Annotated in this window: 17 protein-coding genes; 7 read left to right on the forward strand and 10 right to left on the reverse strand. The window is 62.7% G+C overall.

What is annotated here, in order from left to right; translation table 11 throughout:
* The first annotated feature begins 93 nt into the window (after positions 1–93).
* The 5 genes from HQ912_RS13410 to HQ912_RS13430 all read left to right on the forward strand — a co-directional run bounded on the left by HQ912_RS13410 (position 94) and on the right by HQ912_RS13430 (position 6,533).
* Positions 94–1,020 (forward strand): LysR family transcriptional regulator, encoded by a 927-nt coding sequence (locus HQ912_RS13410; protein ID WP_047225710.1) that lies wholly within the window; start codon positions 94–96, stop codon positions 1,018–1,020.
* 383 nt (positions 1,021–1,403) lie between these two features.
* Positions 1,404–1,886, forward strand: coding sequence for a formate dehydrogenase subunit gamma (locus HQ912_RS13415; RefSeq protein WP_047225711.1), 483 nt, complete (start codon positions 1,404–1,406; stop codon positions 1,884–1,886).
* The gene (locus tag HQ912_RS13420; protein WP_173406895.1) at positions 1,880–3,439 is read left to right on the forward strand and encodes an NADH-quinone oxidoreductase subunit NuoF; all 1,560 of its coding nucleotides are present in this window, start codon (positions 1,880–1,882) and stop codon (positions 3,437–3,439) included. Before HQ912_RS13415 ends, HQ912_RS13420 begins: the two co-directional genes overlap by 7 nt.
* Positions 3,436–6,312 carry a formate dehydrogenase subunit alpha gene (gene fdhF, locus HQ912_RS13425; protein WP_076384379.1) on the forward strand — a complete coding sequence of 959 codons (2,877 nt, stop codon included), beginning with the start codon at positions 3,436–3,438 and terminating at the stop codon, positions 6,310–6,312. The genes HQ912_RS13420 and fdhF overlap by 4 nt, the downstream gene beginning before the upstream one ends.
* Positions 6,309–6,533, forward strand: coding sequence for a formate dehydrogenase subunit delta (locus HQ912_RS13430; RefSeq protein WP_076384381.1), 225 nt, complete (start codon positions 6,309–6,311; stop codon positions 6,531–6,533). The genes fdhF and HQ912_RS13430 overlap by 4 nt, the downstream gene beginning before the upstream one ends.
* A 98-nt stretch (positions 6,534–6,631) precedes the next feature.
* On the opposite strand, the gene HQ912_RS13435 is transcribed toward HQ912_RS13430, so the two are convergent.
* From HQ912_RS13435 to HQ912_RS13470, 8 genes are all read right to left on the reverse strand, one after another.
* The gene (locus HQ912_RS13435; RefSeq protein ID WP_047225715.1) at positions 6,632–7,150 is read right to left on the reverse strand and encodes an AidA/PixA family protein; all 519 of its coding nucleotides are present in this window, start codon (positions 7,148–7,150) and stop codon (positions 6,632–6,634) included.
* A 303-nt stretch (positions 7,151–7,453) separates the two neighbouring features.
* Complete coding sequence (locus HQ912_RS13440; protein WP_047225716.1) at positions 7,454–7,816, reverse strand: Na+/H+ antiporter subunit G; 363 nt, start codon at positions 7,814–7,816, stop codon at positions 7,454–7,456.
* The gene (locus tag HQ912_RS13445; protein ID WP_047225717.1) at positions 7,813–8,091 is read right to left on the reverse strand and encodes a K+/H+ antiporter subunit F; all 279 of its coding nucleotides are present in this window, start codon (positions 8,089–8,091) and stop codon (positions 7,813–7,815) included. The genes HQ912_RS13440 and HQ912_RS13445 overlap by 4 nt, the downstream gene beginning before the upstream one ends.
* Positions 8,088–8,576 (reverse strand): Na+/H+ antiporter subunit E, encoded by a 489-nt coding sequence (locus HQ912_RS13450; RefSeq protein WP_139049914.1) that lies wholly within the window; start codon positions 8,574–8,576, stop codon positions 8,088–8,090. The genes HQ912_RS13445 and HQ912_RS13450 overlap by 4 nt, the downstream gene beginning before the upstream one ends.
* Complete coding sequence (locus HQ912_RS13455; RefSeq protein ID WP_160892222.1) at positions 8,573–10,255, reverse strand: monovalent cation/H+ antiporter subunit D; 1,683 nt, start codon at positions 10,253–10,255, stop codon at positions 8,573–8,575. The genes HQ912_RS13450 and HQ912_RS13455 overlap by 4 nt, the downstream gene beginning before the upstream one ends.
* Positions 10,252–10,596, reverse strand: a complete 345-nt coding sequence (locus tag HQ912_RS13460) for a Na+/H+ antiporter subunit C (RefSeq protein WP_047225720.1) — start codon at positions 10,594–10,596, stop codon at positions 10,252–10,254. Before HQ912_RS13460 ends, HQ912_RS13455 begins: the two co-directional genes overlap by 4 nt.
* On the reverse strand, positions 10,596–13,523 hold the full coding sequence (locus HQ912_RS13465; protein ID WP_173406896.1) for a monovalent cation/H+ antiporter subunit A: 2,928 nt from the start codon (positions 13,521–13,523) through the stop codon (positions 10,596–10,598). The genes HQ912_RS13460 and HQ912_RS13465 overlap by 1 nt, the downstream gene beginning before the upstream one ends.
* A 181-nt stretch (positions 13,524–13,704) precedes the next feature.
* Complete coding sequence (locus HQ912_RS13470) at positions 13,705–14,730, reverse strand: DMT family transporter (RefSeq protein WP_047225722.1); 1,026 nt, start codon at positions 14,728–14,730, stop codon at positions 13,705–13,707.
* On the opposite strand from HQ912_RS13470, the gene HQ912_RS13475 reads away from it, so the two are divergent.
* Positions 14,725–15,288 (forward strand): helix-turn-helix domain-containing protein, encoded by a 564-nt coding sequence (locus tag HQ912_RS13475; protein WP_047225723.1) that lies wholly within the window; start codon positions 14,725–14,727, stop codon positions 15,286–15,288. The genes HQ912_RS13470 and HQ912_RS13475 overlap by 6 nt on opposite strands.
* A gap of 15 nt (positions 15,289–15,303) precedes the next feature.
* Positions 15,304–16,743 (forward strand): FAD/NAD(P)-binding protein, encoded by a 1,440-nt coding sequence (locus HQ912_RS13480; protein ID WP_160892224.1) that lies wholly within the window; start codon positions 15,304–15,306, stop codon positions 16,741–16,743.
* A 157-nt stretch (positions 16,744–16,900) separates the two neighbouring features.
* Here the strand turns inward: HQ912_RS13480 and HQ912_RS13485 are convergent, their stop codons facing one another.
* Positions 16,901–18,013 (reverse strand): Gfo/Idh/MocA family protein, encoded by a 1,113-nt coding sequence (locus tag HQ912_RS13485; protein ID WP_047225725.1) that lies wholly within the window; start codon positions 18,011–18,013, stop codon positions 16,901–16,903.
* 215 nt (positions 18,014–18,228) lie between these two features.
* On the reverse strand, positions 18,229–18,996 hold the full coding sequence (locus tag HQ912_RS13490) for an SDR family oxidoreductase (RefSeq protein WP_047225726.1): 768 nt from the start codon (positions 18,994–18,996) through the stop codon (positions 18,229–18,231).
* Between the last annotated feature and the right edge of the window lie 18 nt (positions 18,997–19,014).

A 19,014-nucleotide genomic window follows, 5' to 3' on the forward strand; every position in this document is an offset into this window, starting at 1 on the left:
GCAGAGGTAATATCGAGCATCGGGCCGAGCGTGTAGCATCATGGAAAAATGCGTGTTTTCACGGGTATGCGTCAGATCTGAAGGAAGGTCGCAATGGATAAGCTTTCGAACATGTCGGTCTACATAAAGGTTGTCGAGATGGGCAGTTTCACTGCCGTGGCAAATCATCTGGACTCCACAGTAGGTAACGTATCGCGTGCTGTTTCTGCGCTCGAAAACGTGCTCGATGCGCGTCTGTTGCAACGCTCGACCCGGCGCCTGTCGGTCACTGATGCGGGGCGGCGGTTCTATGAGCGGTGCACGAAAATTCTGGCTGATCTTGAGAGTGCGGAAGCCGAAGCAAGCAACGCGGCCTTGCAGCCCAGGGGAACACTCCGTGTGCATTGTGTACCCGGACTGGCTCGGCATCTGGTCACGGGAGCCGTGCTGGAATACCGCAAACATTTTCCGGATGTCACTGTGGATCTATTGCTTTCCCAGCGCATGCCTAACCTGCTTGAAGACCAGCTCGATGTCTCGATTCTGATTGCCCGAACGCTGCCTGATTCGGCGTATGTCAGCCAAAAGATCGGTGTCAGCCATTGCGTTCTGGTGGCGTCACCAGACTATCTGGCTCGACATGCGCCGCCCGTGACGCCGAAGGATCTCGATGATCACCAGTGTCTGCTGCTGGGCACCGTGGACTATGTCAGGGATGAGTGGCAACTGAAGAGCAAGGCGGGCGACGCGACATTTGTCCCTGCCGGGCCAAGTTTCAGCGTGAACGATATGGATGCGATGGCGGTGGCTATTCGGGAGGGGGCTGGAATTGGGTTGCTGGCCGGGTTTACGGCCGTCGAGGATTTGCGCTCCGGGAAGCTGGTGCGGGTTCTGCCTGACTTCCATACGTATGAGCGCAACGTCTATGCCATCTACAACTCACGACAGTTTGTCGATGCAAAAATCACCCGCTTCATCGACACGTTAAAGGATCGGGTTGGTCGTCAATTGGCAGCCACCGCTCAGGAGCTCATCCATTGAAATACCGCGAGTCATAAGTATTTTCACCTCGACAAGACAACTTTCGAGCAACTCGCCTAAGCGCAAGGATATGTAGCCCCCCAAAAACCACCACCGGTAGCATCGACTGGCCAATACCCAATAGTGAATTAAGCTATGAGGGCTGACCGCCTCCCGGCTCAAGTCGCTTTCAGGACACGTTAAGTCGTCTGTGTGCAATCGCCGCCCCCCGGGAGTGGCAAGCTGTAACGATGCCCCGGACCTGGTGCGCCTAGACACTTGGCCGGAGAGCGAGAATGGTGACTGGATCAGCCACGCGTCCGTGACGTGGCCCGGCACCGCAGCCAAGACTCCGGACGGTCGTCGCGTTGCGGCGGTATCGTTCGAGATGCCGAGGTACGTTTATGCCTGATGAGACGCTTCACCTGCCTCTGATTCATAGCGTGTTGCAGCGCGAAAAGGACACTCCCGGTGCCTTGCTGCCGATTCTCCACGCCATCCAGGAAGGCTGCGGGTACGTTCCCGACGCCGCCGTCCCGGAGATTGCCCATGCCTTGAACCTCAGCCAGGCTGAAGTGCGCGGCGTAATCAGCTTCTACCACGACTTCCGTACCTCGCCGCCGGCGCGCCACACGCTGCGTCTGTGCCGGGCCGAGTCCTGCCAGAGCATGGGGGCCGAGGGCCTGGCTGCGCAGTTGCGTGAGCAATTGGCGCTGGATGACCATGGCACCAGTGCCGATGGCAGCATCAGCCTGCGTCCCGTCTATTGCCTGGGTGCCTGCGTCTGTTCACCTGCTCTGGAACTGGACGGCGAGCTGCATGCACGGTTAACCCCCGAACGCTTGCGCGAGCTGGTGAAGGGCTGTCTGGAGGAGGGCGCATGCTGAAGCTCTGTATCCCCCGTGATTCAGTGGCCCGCGCCGTGGGGGCGGACAAGGTTGCCGTGGCGCTGGTGAGTGAGGCCGAGCGTCGACAACTGCCGCTTGAACTGCGCCGCACCAGCTCCCGTGGGCTCTATTGGTTGGAGCCAATGCTGGAGCTTGAAACCGCCGAGGGCCGGCTGGGCTTTGGCCCGATCACGCCGCAAGACGTGCCGAGCCTGCTCGATGCCCTGGCGGGAGATCCCGCCAGTCATCCGTTGGCCTTGGGGCTGGTCGAGGAAATTCCGTACCTCAAAAGCCAGCAGCGTCTGCTGTTTGCGCGTGCCGGCATCACTCAACCGCTGTCCCTGGACGATTACCGTGCCCAAGGTGGCTTTCTTGGGCTTGCGCGGGCGATCCAGATGGACGGCGCCGACGTGGTCGCCAGCGTGCTCGATTCCGGCCTGCGTGGCCGCGGTGGCGCGGCGTTCCCGGCGGGCATCAAGTGGCGCACCGTTCGCGACGCGGTAGGCGCACAGAAGTATGTGGTGTGTAACGCCGATGAGGGCGACTCCGGCACGTTTGCCGACCGTATGCTGATGGAAGGCGATCCGTTCCTTTTGATCGAAGGCATGATTATCGCGGGTATCGCGGTCGGCGCGACCATGGGCTACATCTACGTGCGTTCGGAGTACCCGGACGCGGTAGCTACCCTCAATGCCGCCCTGGGCATCGCTCGCCAGGCGGGTTATCTGGGGACGAACGTGGGCGGCAGCGGGCGCGCGTTCGAGCTGGAAGTCCGGGTGGGCGCGGGGGCCTACATCTGTGGTGAGGAAACCGCCTTGCTGGAATCGCTGGAGGGCAAGCGCGGCACCGTTCGCGCCAAACCGCCATTGCCGGCGCTGCAAGGTTTGTTCGGGCTGCCGACACTGGTCCACAACGTGCTGACCCTGGCCTCGGTGCCCGTGATCCTGGAGAAGGGCGCACAGTTTTACCGTGATTTCGGCATGGGCCGTTCCTTGGGCACGATGCCTTTTCAACTGGCGGGCAACATCCGTCACGGCGGCCTGGTAGAGCGCGCCTTCGGTTTGAGCCTGCGTGAGCTGGTGGAAGGTTATGGGGGCGGTACCGCCAGTGGTCGGCCGCTCAAGGCCGCGCAAGTGGGCGGGCCGTTGGGTGCCTGGGTGCCGCCTTCGCAGTTCGACACGCCGCTGGACTACGAGGCATTCGCCGCCATGGGCGCCATGCTCGGCCACGGTGGTGTGGTGGTTGCCGACGACAGCCTGGACATGGCCCGGATGGCCCGTTTTGCCTTGCAGTTCTGCGCCGAGGAATCCTGCGGCAAGTGCACGCCGTGCCGGATCGGTTCCACCCGTGGCGTGGAAGTGGTGGACCGCTTGATCGCCAGCACCGATGCCGCTGCGCGCCAGGAGCAGGCACGGCTGCTGCAAGACCTTTGCGACACCATGCAGTACGGCTCGCTCTGCGCCCTGGGTGGGATGACTTCCTTTCCCGTCGGCAGCGCCCTCAAGCATTTTCCCGCCGACTTCGGTCTGGCGACCACGGAGGCCGACCAATGATCAATATCTTCGACCCAAGCAGCGATATCGACCTTGGCACCCCGGCACGTGAAAGCGACGTGCAGGTCAGCCTGACCATTGATGGCCGCGAAATCAGCGTCGCCTCTGGCACCTCGGTGATGCGCGCGGCGGCCATGCTCGGCACCACCATTCCAAAACTCTGCGCCACCGACAGCCTGGAAGCCTTCGGCTCCTGCCGCATGTGCCTGGTGGAGATCGACGGTATGCGTGGCTACCCGGCCTCCTGCACCACGCCGGTGACACAAGGCATGGTGGTGCGCACCCAAACGTCCAGACTGGCCGATCTGCGGCGCAACGTGATGGAAATGTACATTTCCGATCACCCGCTGGACTGCCTGACGTGCGCCGCCAACGGCAACTGTGAATTGCAGACGGTGGCGGGGCAGGTGGGCCTGCGCGAGGTGCGCTACGGCTACGAGGGTGCCAATCACCTGGCCGAAGCCAAGGACGTCTCCAACCCTTATTTCGAGTATGACCCGAGCAAATGCATCGTCTGTAACCGTTGTGTGCGCGCCTGTGAGGAAATCCAGGGCACGTTTGCCCTGACCATCACCGGACGCGGCTTCGATTCCCGCGTGGCGGCGGCCGGCGGTGACAACTTCCTCGACTCCGAATGCGTCTCCTGCGGCGCCTGTGTCCAGGCCTGCCCGACGGCGACCCTGATCGACAAGAGCGTTGTGGAGATCGGCCAGCCGGAGCGCAGCGTCATCACCACCTGTGCCTATTGCGGTGTAGGCTGCTCCTTCCGCGCCGAAATGAAAGGCGAGCAACTGGTGCGCATGGTCCCGGACAAGAACGGCCAGGCCAACCATGGGCACTCCTGCGTCAAGGGCCGTTTCGCCTGGGGTTACGCCACCCACCCAGACCGCATCACCAAACCGATGATCCGCAAGCACATCAGCGACCCGTGGCAGGAAGTCAGCTGGGAAGAGGCGGTCAACTACGCGGCCAGCGAATTACGGCGTATCCAGCTCAAATACGGGCGCGACTCCATCGGTGGCATCACCTCCAGCCGCTGCACCAACGAAGAAACCTACCTGGTGCAGAAACTGGTGCGCACCGCTTTCGGCAACAACAACGTCGACACGTGCGCCCGGGTCTGCCATTCGCCCACCGGTTATGGCCTCAAGCAGACCTTGGGCGAATCCGCCGGCACCCAGAATTTCGACTCGGTGATGAAGGCCGACGTGATCCTGGTGATGGGTGCCAACCCCACCGACGCTCACCCGGTGTTCGGCTCCCAGCTCAAGCGTCGCTTGCGCCAGGGCGCACGGCTGATCGTCATCGACCCGCGTCGTATCGATCTGGTGGACTCCCCCCATGCCCGTGCCGAACTGCACTTGCAACTGCGTCCGGGGACCAACGTGGCCATGCTCAATGCGCTGGCCCATGTGATTGTCACTGAGGGGCTGGTCAACCAGCCTTTTGTCGAGGAGCGCTGCGAGGCGGCGGACTTCGCCCGGTGGCGCGACTTCGTCAGCCAGCCGGAAAACTCGCCCGAAGTCCTCGGACCGGTGTGTGGCGTGCCCGCCGAGCAGATCCGCGCCGCCGCGCGGCTGTACGCCAGCGTTGACAATGCCGCTATCTACTACGGCCTCGGTGTCACCGAACACAGTCAGGGCAGCACCTCGGTGATGGGTATCGCCAACCTGGCCATGGTCACCGGCAATATTGGCCGTGAAGGGGTTGGGGTGAATCCGCTGCGCGGGCAGAACAACGTCCAGGGTTCCTGCGACATGGGTTCTTTCCCCCACGAGCTGCCCGGCTATCGGCACATTTCCAACGAAACGGTACGCGCCCAGTTCGAACAGGCCTGGAACGTGACCCTGCAACCCGATCCGGGGCTGCGCATTCCCAATATGTTCGAAGCGGCCCTGGACGGGACCTTCAAGGCGCTTTACTGCCAGGGCGAGGATATCGCCCAGAGCGACCCGAACACCCAGCACGTGACCGCGGCCCTGTCGGCCATGGAATGCGTGGTGGTGCAGGATATCTTCCTCAACGAGACGGCCAAGTTCGCCCATGTGTTCCTGCCGGGCAGCTCGTTCCTTGAGAAGGACGGCACCTTCACCAACGCCGAGCGCCGCATTTCCCGCGTGCGCAAGGTGATGGAACCGCTGGCCGGTAAGGCCGACTGGGAAGCCACCGTGGCCCTGGCCGATGCCTTGGGCTACAAGATGCACTACAACCATCCTTCGCAGATCATGGACGAGATCGCTCGCCTGACCCCCACCTTCAGCCGCGTCAGCTACGCCGAACTGGATCGTCACGGCAGCCTGCAATGGCCGTGTAACGACGCCGCGCCCGACGGCACGCCGACCATGCACATCGAGCAGTTCGTGCGTGGCAAGGGACGCTTCATGCTCACCGGCTATGTACCCACCGAGGAGAAGGTCAACAGCCGTTATCCGTTGCTACTGACCACCGGGCGGATCCTTAGCCAGTACAACGTCGGCGCCCAGACCCGACGCACCGACAACGTGGCCTGGCACGAGGAAGACCGGCTGGAAATTCATCCGACTGACGCCGAAAACCGCGGTATCGTCGAGGGCGACTGGGTCGGTATCGGCAGTCGCGCCGGGCAGACCGTGCTGCGTGCGAAAGTCACCGAGCGGGTGGCGCCAGGGGTGGTCTACACCACCTTCCACTTCCCCGAATCGGGCGCCAACGTCATCACCACCGACAACTCCGACTGGGCCACCAACTGCCCGGAATACAAAGTGACGGCGGTCGAGATCGTGCGGGTCAGCCAGCCTTCCGAATGGCAGAAGCGCTACCAGGCCTTCAGTGATGAACAGGGACGTCTGCTCAGAGAGCGTCGCCATGCCGAGAAAGCCGAGGTGCGGCGATGAGTTCCGAAAGCCTGATCAAGATGGCCAACCAGATCGCGCAGTACTTCGCCAGTGAACCGGATCACGCACAGGCGGTGAACGGCGTGCGCCAACACATGAAGAACTTCTGGACGCCGGCCATGCGTCGCCAGTTGAGTGCTTGGCAAACCGAGCATCCAGGCGCAGTACTGCATCCTTTGGTGCTGGCGGCACTGACGGAAACGACAGAGGGGGCGGTCTAGCGGGGCCTGCGATGGCGGGAACGGGCACAGCCCTGGCCGGTTCATCGTCGAAGACGTATGACAAAACCGATCAGGGCTGTGGTCAACTCAGGGATCTGTCAGTTGACAGTGATGTAGGGGTCCCAGCTGTAGTTCGGACCAATCTGGTTCAGGTTCCGGTCCAGCAGAACGAAGGTAACGGTGTACCAGAGTTTTCCTGCGTTCAGGGCCGTGGACTGCCAGAAGGTGTAGGTCACGTCAGTTTTGGCGATGCCGTGGGGGGCGCCCTTGTCCAGGTACGGCACCGGGATATTCGGGATGTTGTAGGAGATCGGGGTCGACATGGAACCTGGGTAATCACCGCCCTGGTGAGGATTGCCTTGCTGGACGTTGGTGATCAGTGCGACGCGGTCGAAGTTGCGCGACAGGGTCGTTGCGCGCCAGCGGATGTTGTCGCCGGGGTTCACGTCGATCCACAACTCGTCGCCACCTTCGCCGGTGTTGCCGCTGGCTTGCTTGTCGACCGCATCGCGGCTCACCAGCATGGCCACTGCGCCGCCGACATCGCCAGGATGGGCGATCAGGTAATCGGCATCAATCGTGACAAGCACATCAATTGTTTGGGTCGCTCCAGACATTTTGTTGCTCCTTGATCGTAGTGACATCGACGACCGCGCCCTCAAAGGGCGTCCGGGCCACCCGGTCCCTGGGTGCGGTCTCGGGGGGAACGATAGAAGACGGCTTTATGGAGTCAAATTTCGATTTCTTGACGCTGAAAAAGCGCAGCGAAGCGCGACGGCGGCATGTCCTTGATTCGGTTCCGAACCGGACATTTTCGTAAGATGCATCGGGTGAAATTCTGGCGGCATGCGTAGGTGAAGGCGCACAGCGCATGTCTGTCTTTGCCTTCAATGCCGCCACGGACACGCCGCAGGAATTGGTCAGCCGCCGTGCTCGGTCCTGCGGCTGCTGACTTCCGCCGGTACGTCATCCCCGGCCATGCGTTTGCGAAACAACGCGGCGCGGGCCAGCAACAGGGTGGTCACCGGTACCGTGATGGACAGCAGGATCGGTATCAGCCAGGCATGCAGAACCGGCGCGGACTTGAGCGCTGAAAAATAGATGATCGAGGCCAGCGCCACGCACCAGGCGCCCAATGTTGAAGCCAGGGCCGGCGGGTGCATGCGCTGGAAATAATCCTTCAAACGCACCAGGCCGATCGCTCCGGCCAGGGCGAACAGGCTGCTGAGCACCAGCAGGATCGCCACGGGAATTTCGACCCACATCGACAGTTCACCGCTCATTCAATCACCTCGCCGCGCAACAGGAACTTGGCCAGGGCGAACGAGCCGACAAAGCCGAACAGGGCGATCATCAGCGCCGCCTCGAAATAGGTGTCACTGGCGTAACGAATGCCCAGCACCAGCATCATCAGCATCGCCACGATGTACAGATAGTCCAGGGCCAGTACCCGGTCTTGCGCCGACGGTCCCTTGAACAGACGCAGCAAGGTCAGCACCATCGTCAGGGAGAACAGGAACAGGCTCAACAGGATCGCGTTGGACAGCAATGGGCTCATTCGAAAATCTCCATCAGCGGCCGCTCGAAGGTGGTCTTGAAGTGCGTAATGAATGCCGCTTCGTCTTCCAGATCGAACACGTGCAGTAGCAGGACGCTGCGATCCAGGGCCAGTTCCGACCAGACCGTACCGGGAATCACTGTGGTGATCATCGACAGCGCCGCCAGGCCATTGGCATCGTGCAGGTCCAGCGGCACCTTGATGAACCGCGAGCGAGGTGGGCGGTGTCCAGCGTTGATCACACTCCAGGCCACGGCCAGATTGGACACCAGCACTTCGCGACCCACCAGCAGGAACAACCGCAGCACTGCCCAGGGCCGCCGAATATGGATGGGCCTGGGGCGCAACGGGCGCATCATTAAAGGTGCCAGCACGCCCAGTGCCGCTCCCAGCAGCAGATGCCCTGCACTGAGGGACAGGTTCAACAGCAGCCAGAGCAACCAGAGTGCCAGGGACAACCACGGAGCAGGAAACAGACGTTTCATGGTTGCACCTCTGTCAGTGCGCTGTCCGCTTTCGGGCCGGGGACGGGGCGGGTAGCGAGCACCGACATCACATAATGTTCGGGGGTGTTCAGCCCGGCGGCCGCCTCCTGGGTGTAGCGCAGCAGTGGCTCGGCCTTGAAGGTCAGCGCGATGCCCAACCCCAGGAGCACGATGATCGGCAGGCACTCGGAAGGTCGCAACAAGGGTGACGGTCGTTCTTGCGGCGTCCAGAAGCGCTGGATACCCAGGCGCGAGAAAGCGATCAACGACGCCAGCCCCGACAGGATCAACAGCGCCAACAAGCCCCACGCCTGGTTCGACACCGGTTCCACACTGTCCCCAAGCCCCTGAGGGTTGAGCAATGCGCTCATGAGCCCCAGCTTGCCGATGAACCCCGAAAGTGGCGGCATGCCCACCACCAACAGCGTGCAGGCGATGAAGCTCAAGCCGAGGAAGGCCATGGTCCAGGGAATGACTTGCCCGATGACGGCTTTCTGTTCGTCATCGAGGTTGATGCCCTTGGGCGGTTGCAAGGATTCCAGCGGCCGAGGCAGGACATCGAGATCGTCCTCCAGCGACGGTTCATTGGCCGAGCGCGAGCGTTCGATCAGCTCGGCCAGCAAGAACAACGCACAGAGTGCCAGGGTCGAGCTCACCAGATAAAACAGCGCCGCACCCACCAGGTTTGGCTGGGCAAAGCCGATGGCCGACAACAGGATTCCGGCGGACACCAGGATACTCAGGCTGGCCATGCGCTCCAGGCGCTGGGCCGCAAGAATGGCGATGGCGGCACAGATGATCGTCGCCATGCCGCCGTAGATCAGCCAGTCGCCGCCGAAATATGCCGAGGCACCAGCCTGGCCGGAGAACAGCAACGTCCACAGGCGCAGGATCGTGTAGACGCCCACCTTGGTCATGATCGCGAACAGGGCCGCCACCGGCGCACTGGCCGCGCTGTAGGCTGGCACCAGCCAGAAGTTCAGCGGCCACATGCCGGCCTTGGCCAGGAACGCCACCGCCAGGATGCCTGCCCCAGCGTGCAGCAAGCCCCGGTCGGCTTCCGGCACCAGGGGCACCTTCAACGCCAGGTCTGCCATGTTCAACGTGCCGGTGACGCCATAGATCAGCGCCGCGCCGATCAGGAACAGCGAGGAGGCCAGCAGGTTGATGGAAATGTAGTGCAACCCCGACGACACCCGCGCCCGGCCCGAGCCGTGCAGCATCAAACCGTACGACGCTGCCAGCAGCACCTCGAAGAACACAAACAGATTGAACAGATCCGCGGTCAGGAAGGCCCCGTAGAGGCCCATCAACTGGATCTGGAACAGCGCATGGAAACTCGCGCCGGCGCGATCCCAGCGGGCTGTGGCGAACAGCAAGGCACTGACGCCGATGATGCCGGTCAACACCAGCATCAACGCCGACAGACGATCGACCACCAATACGATGCCGAACGGCGCCTGCCAGTTGCCCGGCAGGTACACGCCGATGGAGGCGGGCAGGGCCTGGTCCTGGGTCCAATGCAACAACAGCATGGCGATGCCCAGGCCCAGCAGGCTGGAAAACAGATTGATCCGCGCTTTGAGCGGGCGATGCTTCTCGCCCAGCATGAGCATCAGCGCAGCGGTCAAAAGCGGCAGCAGGATCGGCGCGGCGATCAAATGAGGCGTCAACATCATTCCTTGGGCTCCCGACCGTCCACATGGTCCGTGCCGGTCAAGCCCCGCGAGGCCAGCAGGACCACCAGGAACAGCGCGGTCATGGCGAAGCTGATCACAATCGCAGTGAGGACCAGCGCCTGGGGCAGCGGGTCGGTGTAATGCAGCAGGTCCTGGGGTATGCCGTCCTTGATGATCGGTTCCTTGCCGATGAACAGGCTGCCCATGCTGAAGATGAACAGATTGACGCCATAGGACAGCAGGCACAGGCCCATGACCACTTGGAACGTCCGTGGTCGCAGCACCAGCCAGACCCCGGAGGCGGCCAGCACGCCGATTGCTATTGCGATGACTTCTTCCATCAGGCCGCGCCTCCCGCTACCGGTTGTGCAATGGGTTTTGGATGCAGGCCAGGCTTGTGGGCCCGCACCGACTGGTGAGCCAGGGCGGTGAGAATCAACAGGGTCGAACCGACCACCACGGCGTAGACGCCGATGTCGAAGAACAGCGCGCTGGCCAAATGAATATCACCCAGCACCGGCAACTCGAAATGCCAGGTGTGGGTGGTCAGGAATGGATAACCCACGGCCATCGCTCCAAGCCCCGTGACCGTGGCGAACAACAGCCCCGTGCCCATCCAGCGCAGCGGACGCAGGCTCATCTGCGCTTCGACCCATTGGGTGCCGGCGACCATGTATTGCAGGATGAACGCCACCGACATCACCAGCCCGGCCACAAAACCGCCGCCGGGTTGATTGTGACCGCGCATGAACAGGTAGAACGACACCACCAGGGAGATCGGCAGCAGCAAACGCACCAGCACCGACGGCACCATCATGAACCCCAGCGCGGTATCACTGGCGTGGCGCGGGTTGACCAGGTCGGTGACCACGTCGGGTGCCAGCAGACGCTGTTGGGCCGGTAGCTGCATGCTTTCCTTGGGTGGCCGGAAACGTCGCAGCAGGGCGAAGACCGCCAGGGCCACCGCCACCAGCACCGTGACCTCGCCAAGGGTGTCGAAGCCACGGAAATCCACCAGCATCACGTTCACCACGTTGCTGCCGCCGCCCTCGGGCAAGGCCCGGCTCAGGTAAAACGATGAAATATCGTTGGGTGTCTGGCGGGTCAGCATTGCGTAGGACAGCAGCGCCATGCCGCCACCCACGGCGATGGACAGCAGCAAGTCCCGCAGACGACGGATGCGTGCGCGTCGTTCGCTGTTGGGTCGCGGCGCTGCATCCTCGATCCGCCGGGGCAACCAGCGCAGGCCCAGCAGGATCAGCACGGTGGTGACCACTTCCACGGCCAGTTGCGTCAGGGCCAGATCGGGGGCCGAGAACCAGACGAAGGTCACGCAGGTCATCAGGCCGCAGACGCTGACCATGGTCAGGGCCGCGAGCCGGTGATATTTGGCTTGCCAAGCCGCGCCCAGGGCGCAGGCAATTGCCAGCAGCCACAGGGTCACGAATACGATGGAGCCAGGGATCTTCGGCCGGTCACCCCACACCAGCGGGCTGTTGAGCATCGGGATCAGCCCGGCCAGTACGGCGGCCAGCACCAGCCAGAACAGCTGCGCTTGCAGGCGCCGGGTGCTGATCTTGCGCTCCAGCCGTCGGCCCTGGCGCATCATCAGCACCAAGCAGCGCTCGAACAGCCGCTTGCCGCTGAATCGGCCGATGAACGGTGGATGCTTGATGTGGCCCAGTTTGAACTGATTGCGCAGCAGCAGATAAAGCACGATGCCGCCGGACATCGCCACCAGGCTCATGATCATCGGCGCGTTCAGGCCATGCCAGATCGCCAGGCTGTACTCGGGCAACGGGCCGCCCACCACCGGCAATGCGGCGGCGGCCAGCAACGAGCCGACCACCTGGGCCGGGAAAATGCCCACCAGCAGACAGGCGAACACCAGCAACTCCACCGGTGCTCGCATCCAGCGTGGCGGTTCATGGGGGGTATGGGGCAGGTCGGTGGCCGGGGGGCCGAAGAACACGTCCACGGTAAAGCGCAGGGAGTAGGCGACGCTGAAGGTCCCGGCAATGGTGGCAATGATGGGTAGCGCCAGCTCTACCCAGGCCGTGGCGGAGATGAATACGGTTTCGGCGAAAAACATTTCCTTGGACAGGAACCCGTTGAGCAGCGGCACTCCGGCCATCGCCGCGCTGGCGACCATGGCCAGGGTGGCGGTGAACGGTATCAGCCGCACCAGGCCGCTGAGCCTTCGAATATCGCGGGTGCCGCTTTCGTGGTCGATGATCCCGGCGGCCATGAACAGCGAGGCTTTGAAGGTGGCGTGGTTAAGAATATGAAACACCGCCGCCACCGCCGCCAGCGGACTGTTGAGGCCCAGCAGCAGGGTGATCAACCCCAGATGGCTGATGGTGGAGTAGGCCAGCAGGCCCTTGAGATCGTTCTGAAACATCGCGCAGTAGGCGCCCAGCAACAACGTACAGGCCCCGGCGCCGCCGACGATGTAGAACCATTGTTCACTGCCCGACAGCGACGGCCACAACCGCGCCAGCAGGAATACGCCGGCCTTGACCATGGTGGCCGAATGCAGATACGCCGATACCGGAGTGGGCGCGGCCATGGCATGGGGAAGCCAGAAGTGGAAAGGGAACTGCGCGCTTTTGCTCAACGCGCCGATCAGGATCAACGGCAGCAGGATGGGGTAGAGAGCGTGGTCACGGATCAGGTTGCCGGCAGCCAGGACCTTGTCCAGGTCATAGCTGCCCACCACATGGCCGAGGATCATCACGCCGGCCAACAGGCACAGCCCGCCGGCCCCGGTCACCATCAAGGCCATGTAGGCACCGCGTCGGGCATCGGCGCGGTGATGCCAATAGCCGATCAGCAGGAATGAGAACAGGCTGGTCAGTTCCCAGAAAAACACCATCTGGATCAGGTTGCCGGAAATCACCAGGCCAAGCATGGCGCCCATGAAGGCGAGGAAAAACGCAAAGAAACGCGGTACCGGATCGTCCGGCGACATGTAGTAGCGGGCATACAGCGACACCAGTGTGCCGATGCCCAGCACCAGCATCGCGAACAGCCAGGCGAAACCGTCCAGGCGCAGCACGACATTCAGGCCCAGGCTCGGTAGCCAGAAATACTCCTCACGAATCACACCGCCGTCGGCGATCTGCGGGTACAGCAAAGCCACCTGAACGGTGCCGACCAAGGCCACGAGGCCTGCCAGCAAGGATTCGGCGTTACGGGCGTTATGCGGCAGCAGCGCCGCGACACAGCTGCCGATGAAGGGCAAAAGCAATAGAACTATCAGTGACATAGGCTTCTATTCGGCGGGAGTTTGTCAGGGATCATACGTGGTGAGCGTCCGATCACCAACCGCCAGCCTGTCGCAGAATCCTACAAGGCCGGTGGAGTTTTCCTATTTTGCGTGGGGTAGGAGCCGCCGAAGACGGCGATCTTCCTAGAGGCAAAACTTCTCGAAAGGTTTTTCGATTGCCTCAGCGTTCGCGCTCGAGCACCTCATCCGCCTCGTTGACAATTTTGCCGCGGGTTTTCAGTTCACTGACGATCACCGCCGCCACGATCAACACCGCACCTACCAGCGCAATCGCCGGCAACCGCTCGCCGGCCAGGCGCCCGGCAATACCGGCCCACACCGGCTCGCCGGCATAGATCAGCGTGGCGCGGGTGGGCGAGACGCTTTTCTGCGCCCAGTTCATCGCCACCTGGATCGCGGCGCTGGCCGCCCCCAGGCCCACGGCGCTGATCAGCAACAGCCAGGAAAAGTCCGGAATTCTTTCCTGGGTGGGCACGACCATCAAAAATGCCAGCACCGCCGTGCTTGCCAGTTGCACCACGGTTACCCGGCGCACATCGACCTGGCCGGCGTAGGCACTGATCAGGATGATTTCGGCGGCAATGGCGATGGCGCTGATCAGCGTGGCGATTTCACCGGGGCTGAAATTCAACGATGCCCCGGCCGGGCCCGACACCAGCATCAACCCGGTGAAGGCCAGCATGATGCCCAGGCTCGGCATCAAGCCTGGCCGACGGCCCAGCACCAGCCACTGCAACAGCGGCACGAACGGCACGTAAAGTGCGGTGATGAACGCCGATTGGCTGCTGGGAATGGTCTGCAGGCCGACGGTCTGCAAGCCATAGCCGAGCATGATCGCCACGCCGATGAAGCTCCCAGCCTTGAGTTCGAACAGGGTCAGGTCCCGCAGATGCCGCCACGAAAACAGCGCGACAAAGGCAGCAGCGGCGGCAAACCGCAGGCCCACGAAAAACATCGGCCCGCTGACCGTCATGGCGTGTTGCACCAGCAAGAAAGTCCCGCCCCAGATCATGGTGATCAGCACCAGCACGCATTCGGCCTTGCTGAACCTTGAGAAACGGGAGGAAGCTTGAGGGGAGTTCACCGATGCCATGACCTTGCGCGCCACTTGAGGCGGACGCACAATGCGCCCGAAGAAGGTGGGCAGTATAATGCGCAACCCCAGCAGATGAGCAATATAGTGCACAAAGAAAACGGCCAGCGGGCATCCGTCCTGCAACACGTCAGCCAGAACGTCCGCCGCCTGCGGCACGCCGCGCAGCTCAGTCAGACAACCCTGGCCGAACTGTCAGGGGTCAGCCGGCGCATGTTGGTGGCCATCGAGGCCGGCGAAAAGAACGTCAGCCTGACCACCCTTGACCGTGTCGCCGAAGCCCTCGACGTGGCCTTTAGCGACTTGATTCAGGCCCCCGATGCCCGCGACCCGAGTCGCATCAACGAACTGGCCTGGGCCGGTACCATCCCCGGCAGCAAAGCCGTGCTGCTGGCCAAGGCCACCGCCAGTCGCGAAGTCGAACTTTGGGAATGGCGCCTGGAGCCCGGTGAGCATTACCCATCCGAACCTGATGCCGATGGCTGGAGCGAGCAGCTCTATGTGTTCGAAGGCTGCCTGACCCTGACGCTGGGCAGCGCAGAGCACCAGATAGGCGCCGGTGAGTTTTTCATGTTTGCCAGCAACCAGCCCCATGCCTATCGCAATGAGGGTCCGGTGGCGACAAGATTCGTACGCAACGTGGTGATTTGATTCCTGGAGAGCGACATGCATACAGCGCTGGATCGACCTGGCAGCAGCATCACCCGCGAGGCCGATGTCCTGATCATCGGCGGTGGTCTGAGCGGAGCCATGCTGGCGGCGCAGCTACTGCGCCTGCCTGGCCGGCGCAACGTGCTGATCGTCGAGCCGCGCAGCGAGTTGGGCCGGGGCGAGGCCTACAGCGCCGTGGAGCTGGGCCACACCTTGAACGGCAACGCCGCGCGGATGAGCGTCGATCCAGACAACGCCGATGACTTGACTCAATGGCTCGCCGAATTCATCGAAGCCGGTGGTTGGCCCGAGTCGGATCAACAGCATGTGCCGGTCAGCGAGCTGTTCCCGCCCCGGGGAATCTTTGGTTTATATGTGCAGCAGCGCCTGGCGGAAGCCCGGGCGCTGGGGGCCCGTAATGGCTCTGTGGCGGAGCATGTGCGCGGGGAGGCCGTGGATCTGCAGGTCGCCGGTGATGCCGTGCTGCTTACGCTTGACGATGGCCAGACGTTGCGCGGACGTTTCGCGGTGCTCGCCACCGGCATGTTCCCGGCGGCGCGGACCCCGCAGACCGAATCCAGCGGCTTGAATGCCGCCGCGCTGGACCCTTGGGATGTAGCGGCGATGCGTCGGCTCGATCCGCAATCCATGGTGTTGATCATTGGCTCAGGGCTGACGATGGTGGATGCCGTGGTGTCCCTCGAGCAGGCCGGGCATCGCGGACCTATCGAAGTGTTTTCCCGCCATGGCCTGCTGCCCCATGTGCGTCGACAACCGCCTGAGTGGGTGGACTTTCTCGCCGCCGATCACAGCCTCCGCTCGCCACGCCAATTAATGCGCGCTCTGCGTGAGCAATGCCGTCAGGCCCAGGCCGAAGGCATCGACTGGCAGGCCCCTCTGGACACGGTGCGTGCGCACATCGGGCGCTTGTGGAGCCAGGCCAGCGATGTGCAGCGCCGGCAATTCGTGCGGCATGTACGACCCTGGTGGGAGAGCCATCATCATCGTTCGCCGCCTTTGAGCGCTGAGCTGGTGGCGCGGTTGCACGAGGAAGGGCGGTTGCGGATCCAGGCAGCGTCGTTCAAGGGGCTGGCGCCGTCTGCCGAGGGAGCGGTGAACATCCGCATTCGCCGAAGGGGCGAGGCAAACCTGACGGTGGTGCAGGGCGCTGCGCTGATCAACTCCAGTGGCATTGAATACGATTGGCGCCGGGTTGCACGACCGTTGCCCCAACAACTGCTGGCTCGCGGATTGGTCCAGCCCGGCCCGCTGGCCCTGGGCATCGCCGCCCGTCCCGATGGCGCGGTGCTGGATGCCCAGGGCGAGCCTGCCAGTCGTCTGTTCGCCATGGGGCCACCGTTGCGCGGGATGTGGTGGGAAAGCACCGCCGTGACCGATGTGGCGAGCCAGGCCAAGGCGCTGGCGGCACGGTTGGTTCAGTTGCAATCAACCTGAACATTGTCCCCCGTGGCGAGGGGATTTATCCCCGCTGGGGTGCGAAGCGCCCCTAAAGCTGACGCCTCGGTGTATCAGGCAGATTTTTTGGGGCCGCTGCGCGACCCAGCGGGGATAAATCCCCTCGCCACAAAGGGCGGCACAAATCGGCAGTGTGTCAGCCAGTCACGGTCACCCAGCGCTGTTCCCTCGCCGCCAGGCGAATCGCCGCCGCCAGCCGCTCCACTTCCCAGGCTTCTGCAAAATCGGTCCCGTCGCCGCCTTGGCCAGCGAGGGCCATGATCAGTTCCTGGACTTCCAGGGTCTTCAATTCGTTGTACCCCAACTGATGCCCGGCCGCTGGGCTGAACGCGGCATAGCCCGGCAGATCCGGGCCGGCCAGCAGACGTTGGAAGCCCCCGTGGCCGACGCGGCACAGGCGCAGTTCATTCAGCCGTTCCTGATCGAACGCCAAGGTGCCGAGCGTGCCGCTGATCTCAAAACTCAGGTGATTCTTGTAGCCGTGCTTGAGCCAACTGCTGCTGACCGTGCCTCGGGCGCCGCTGGTGAAGCGCAGCAGGGCGTGGACCTGGTCATCCACGGCGATGGTGCGCTGCTCAGTGTTGCCGGCACTGGCGGGGCGTTGGCTGTGTACGGTCTGGCTGTCGGCACACACGGCCTCGACATCGCCCAATAAATGACGGGCCATGGCCAGCAAGTGACTGCCCAGGTCCGCCAATGCGCCGCCAGCGTGGGCGGCTTCGCAGCGCCATGACCATGGTGAGGTCGGATCGGCCATGAAGTCTTCGCTGAACTCGCCCTGGAAACTGATGATCTGCCCCAGTTCCCCGCGCCGGATCATGTCACGCGCCCGTTGAATGACTGGATTGTGCTGGTAGTTGTAGCCGACCCGCGTGACCACGCCGGCCGCCTTGGCTGCCCGTTGCATCTGGTCGGCCTGTTCCAGCGACACGGCCAGGGGCTTTTCACAATAAACCGGCTTGCCCGCTGCCAGCGCAGCCATGGCCATCGGGAAGTGCAAATGGTTGGGCGTGGTGATGGCGATCAGGCCGACCTTCGGGTCGTCGATCAGTTGTTGCCAGTCGCTGTGGGCCGTCTCGAACCCCCAGCTCTGGGCGCACTGCCGGGCACGCTGGGGATCGGCATCGGCCAGCGCCGCCAGTGTCAGGTTCAGGGGGAGGTCGAACACCGCTTTGGCATTGTGAAACGCCAAGGCATGGGCACGGCCCATAAAGCCAGTGCCAATCAGACCGATGCCGAGTTCGCGCATGAGAAAGAGCCCTTTGAGTTTTTATTTTCAGAAGGGCTCTTTATGGAATAAATATTCGCATATTGCAAATACTGGAATAAATATTCTTTTGTTGGCGCTCACTGCACCACCCCCTGTGGGAGCGAGCCTGCTCGCGATAGCGGTGGATCAGTGACATCAATGCTGGCTGATCCAACGTCATCGCGAGCAGGCTCGCTCCCACAGGGGAAACATCATCAGGAGAGGAAACCCCCATCCACATTCAGCGCCACACCGGTGGTATAGCTGGACGCATCACTGGCCAGGTACAGCACCGCGCCGGCCATTTCGCTTGGATCGGCCACGCGCTTGAGCGGGATCTGCGCCAGGGCGGTTTTCAGGATCGCGTCGTTCTTGACCAGCGCCGAGGCGAACTTGGTGTCGGTAAGGCCCGGCAGCAAGGCATTGCAGCGGATGCCGAATTGCGCGCATTCCTTGGCGAACACCTTGGTCATGTTGATGACCGCGGCCTTGGTCACCGAGTAGATGCCCTGGAAGATCCCCGGCGAGATGCCATTGATCGACGCCACGTTGATGATGCTGCCGCCACCGTTTTCGCGCATCAGCTTGCCGGCTTCGACCGACATGAAGAAATAGCCGCGAATGTTCACGTCGACGGTTTTCTGGAATGCCCCCAGGTCAGTGTCCAGCACGTTGCAGAACTGCGGGTTGGTGGCGGCGTTGTTCACCAGGATGTCCAGGCGCCCGAACTGCTCGCGGATACCGGCAAATACCTGGCTGATCTGTTCCATTTCACCGATGTGGCAGGCGATGGCGGTCGCTTTGCCGCCAGCGGCGATGATGGCATCGGCCACGTGCTGGCAACCCTCGAGTTTGCGGCTCGAGACGATCACATGGGCGCCTTGCTGGGCCAGCAGTTTGGCGATGGCCTCGCCGATGCCGCGGCTGGCGCCGGAAACGAAAGCGATTTTACCGTCGAGGTCGAACAACTGAGTCTTGGACATGCTGTTTCCTTGTTATAG

The sequence above is a fragment of the Pseudomonas sp. MPDS genome, assembly GCF_013283895.1.
In the GTDB taxonomy this organism is placed as follows: domain Bacteria; phylum Pseudomonadota; class Gammaproteobacteria; order Pseudomonadales; family Pseudomonadaceae; genus Aquipseudomonas; species Aquipseudomonas rhizophila.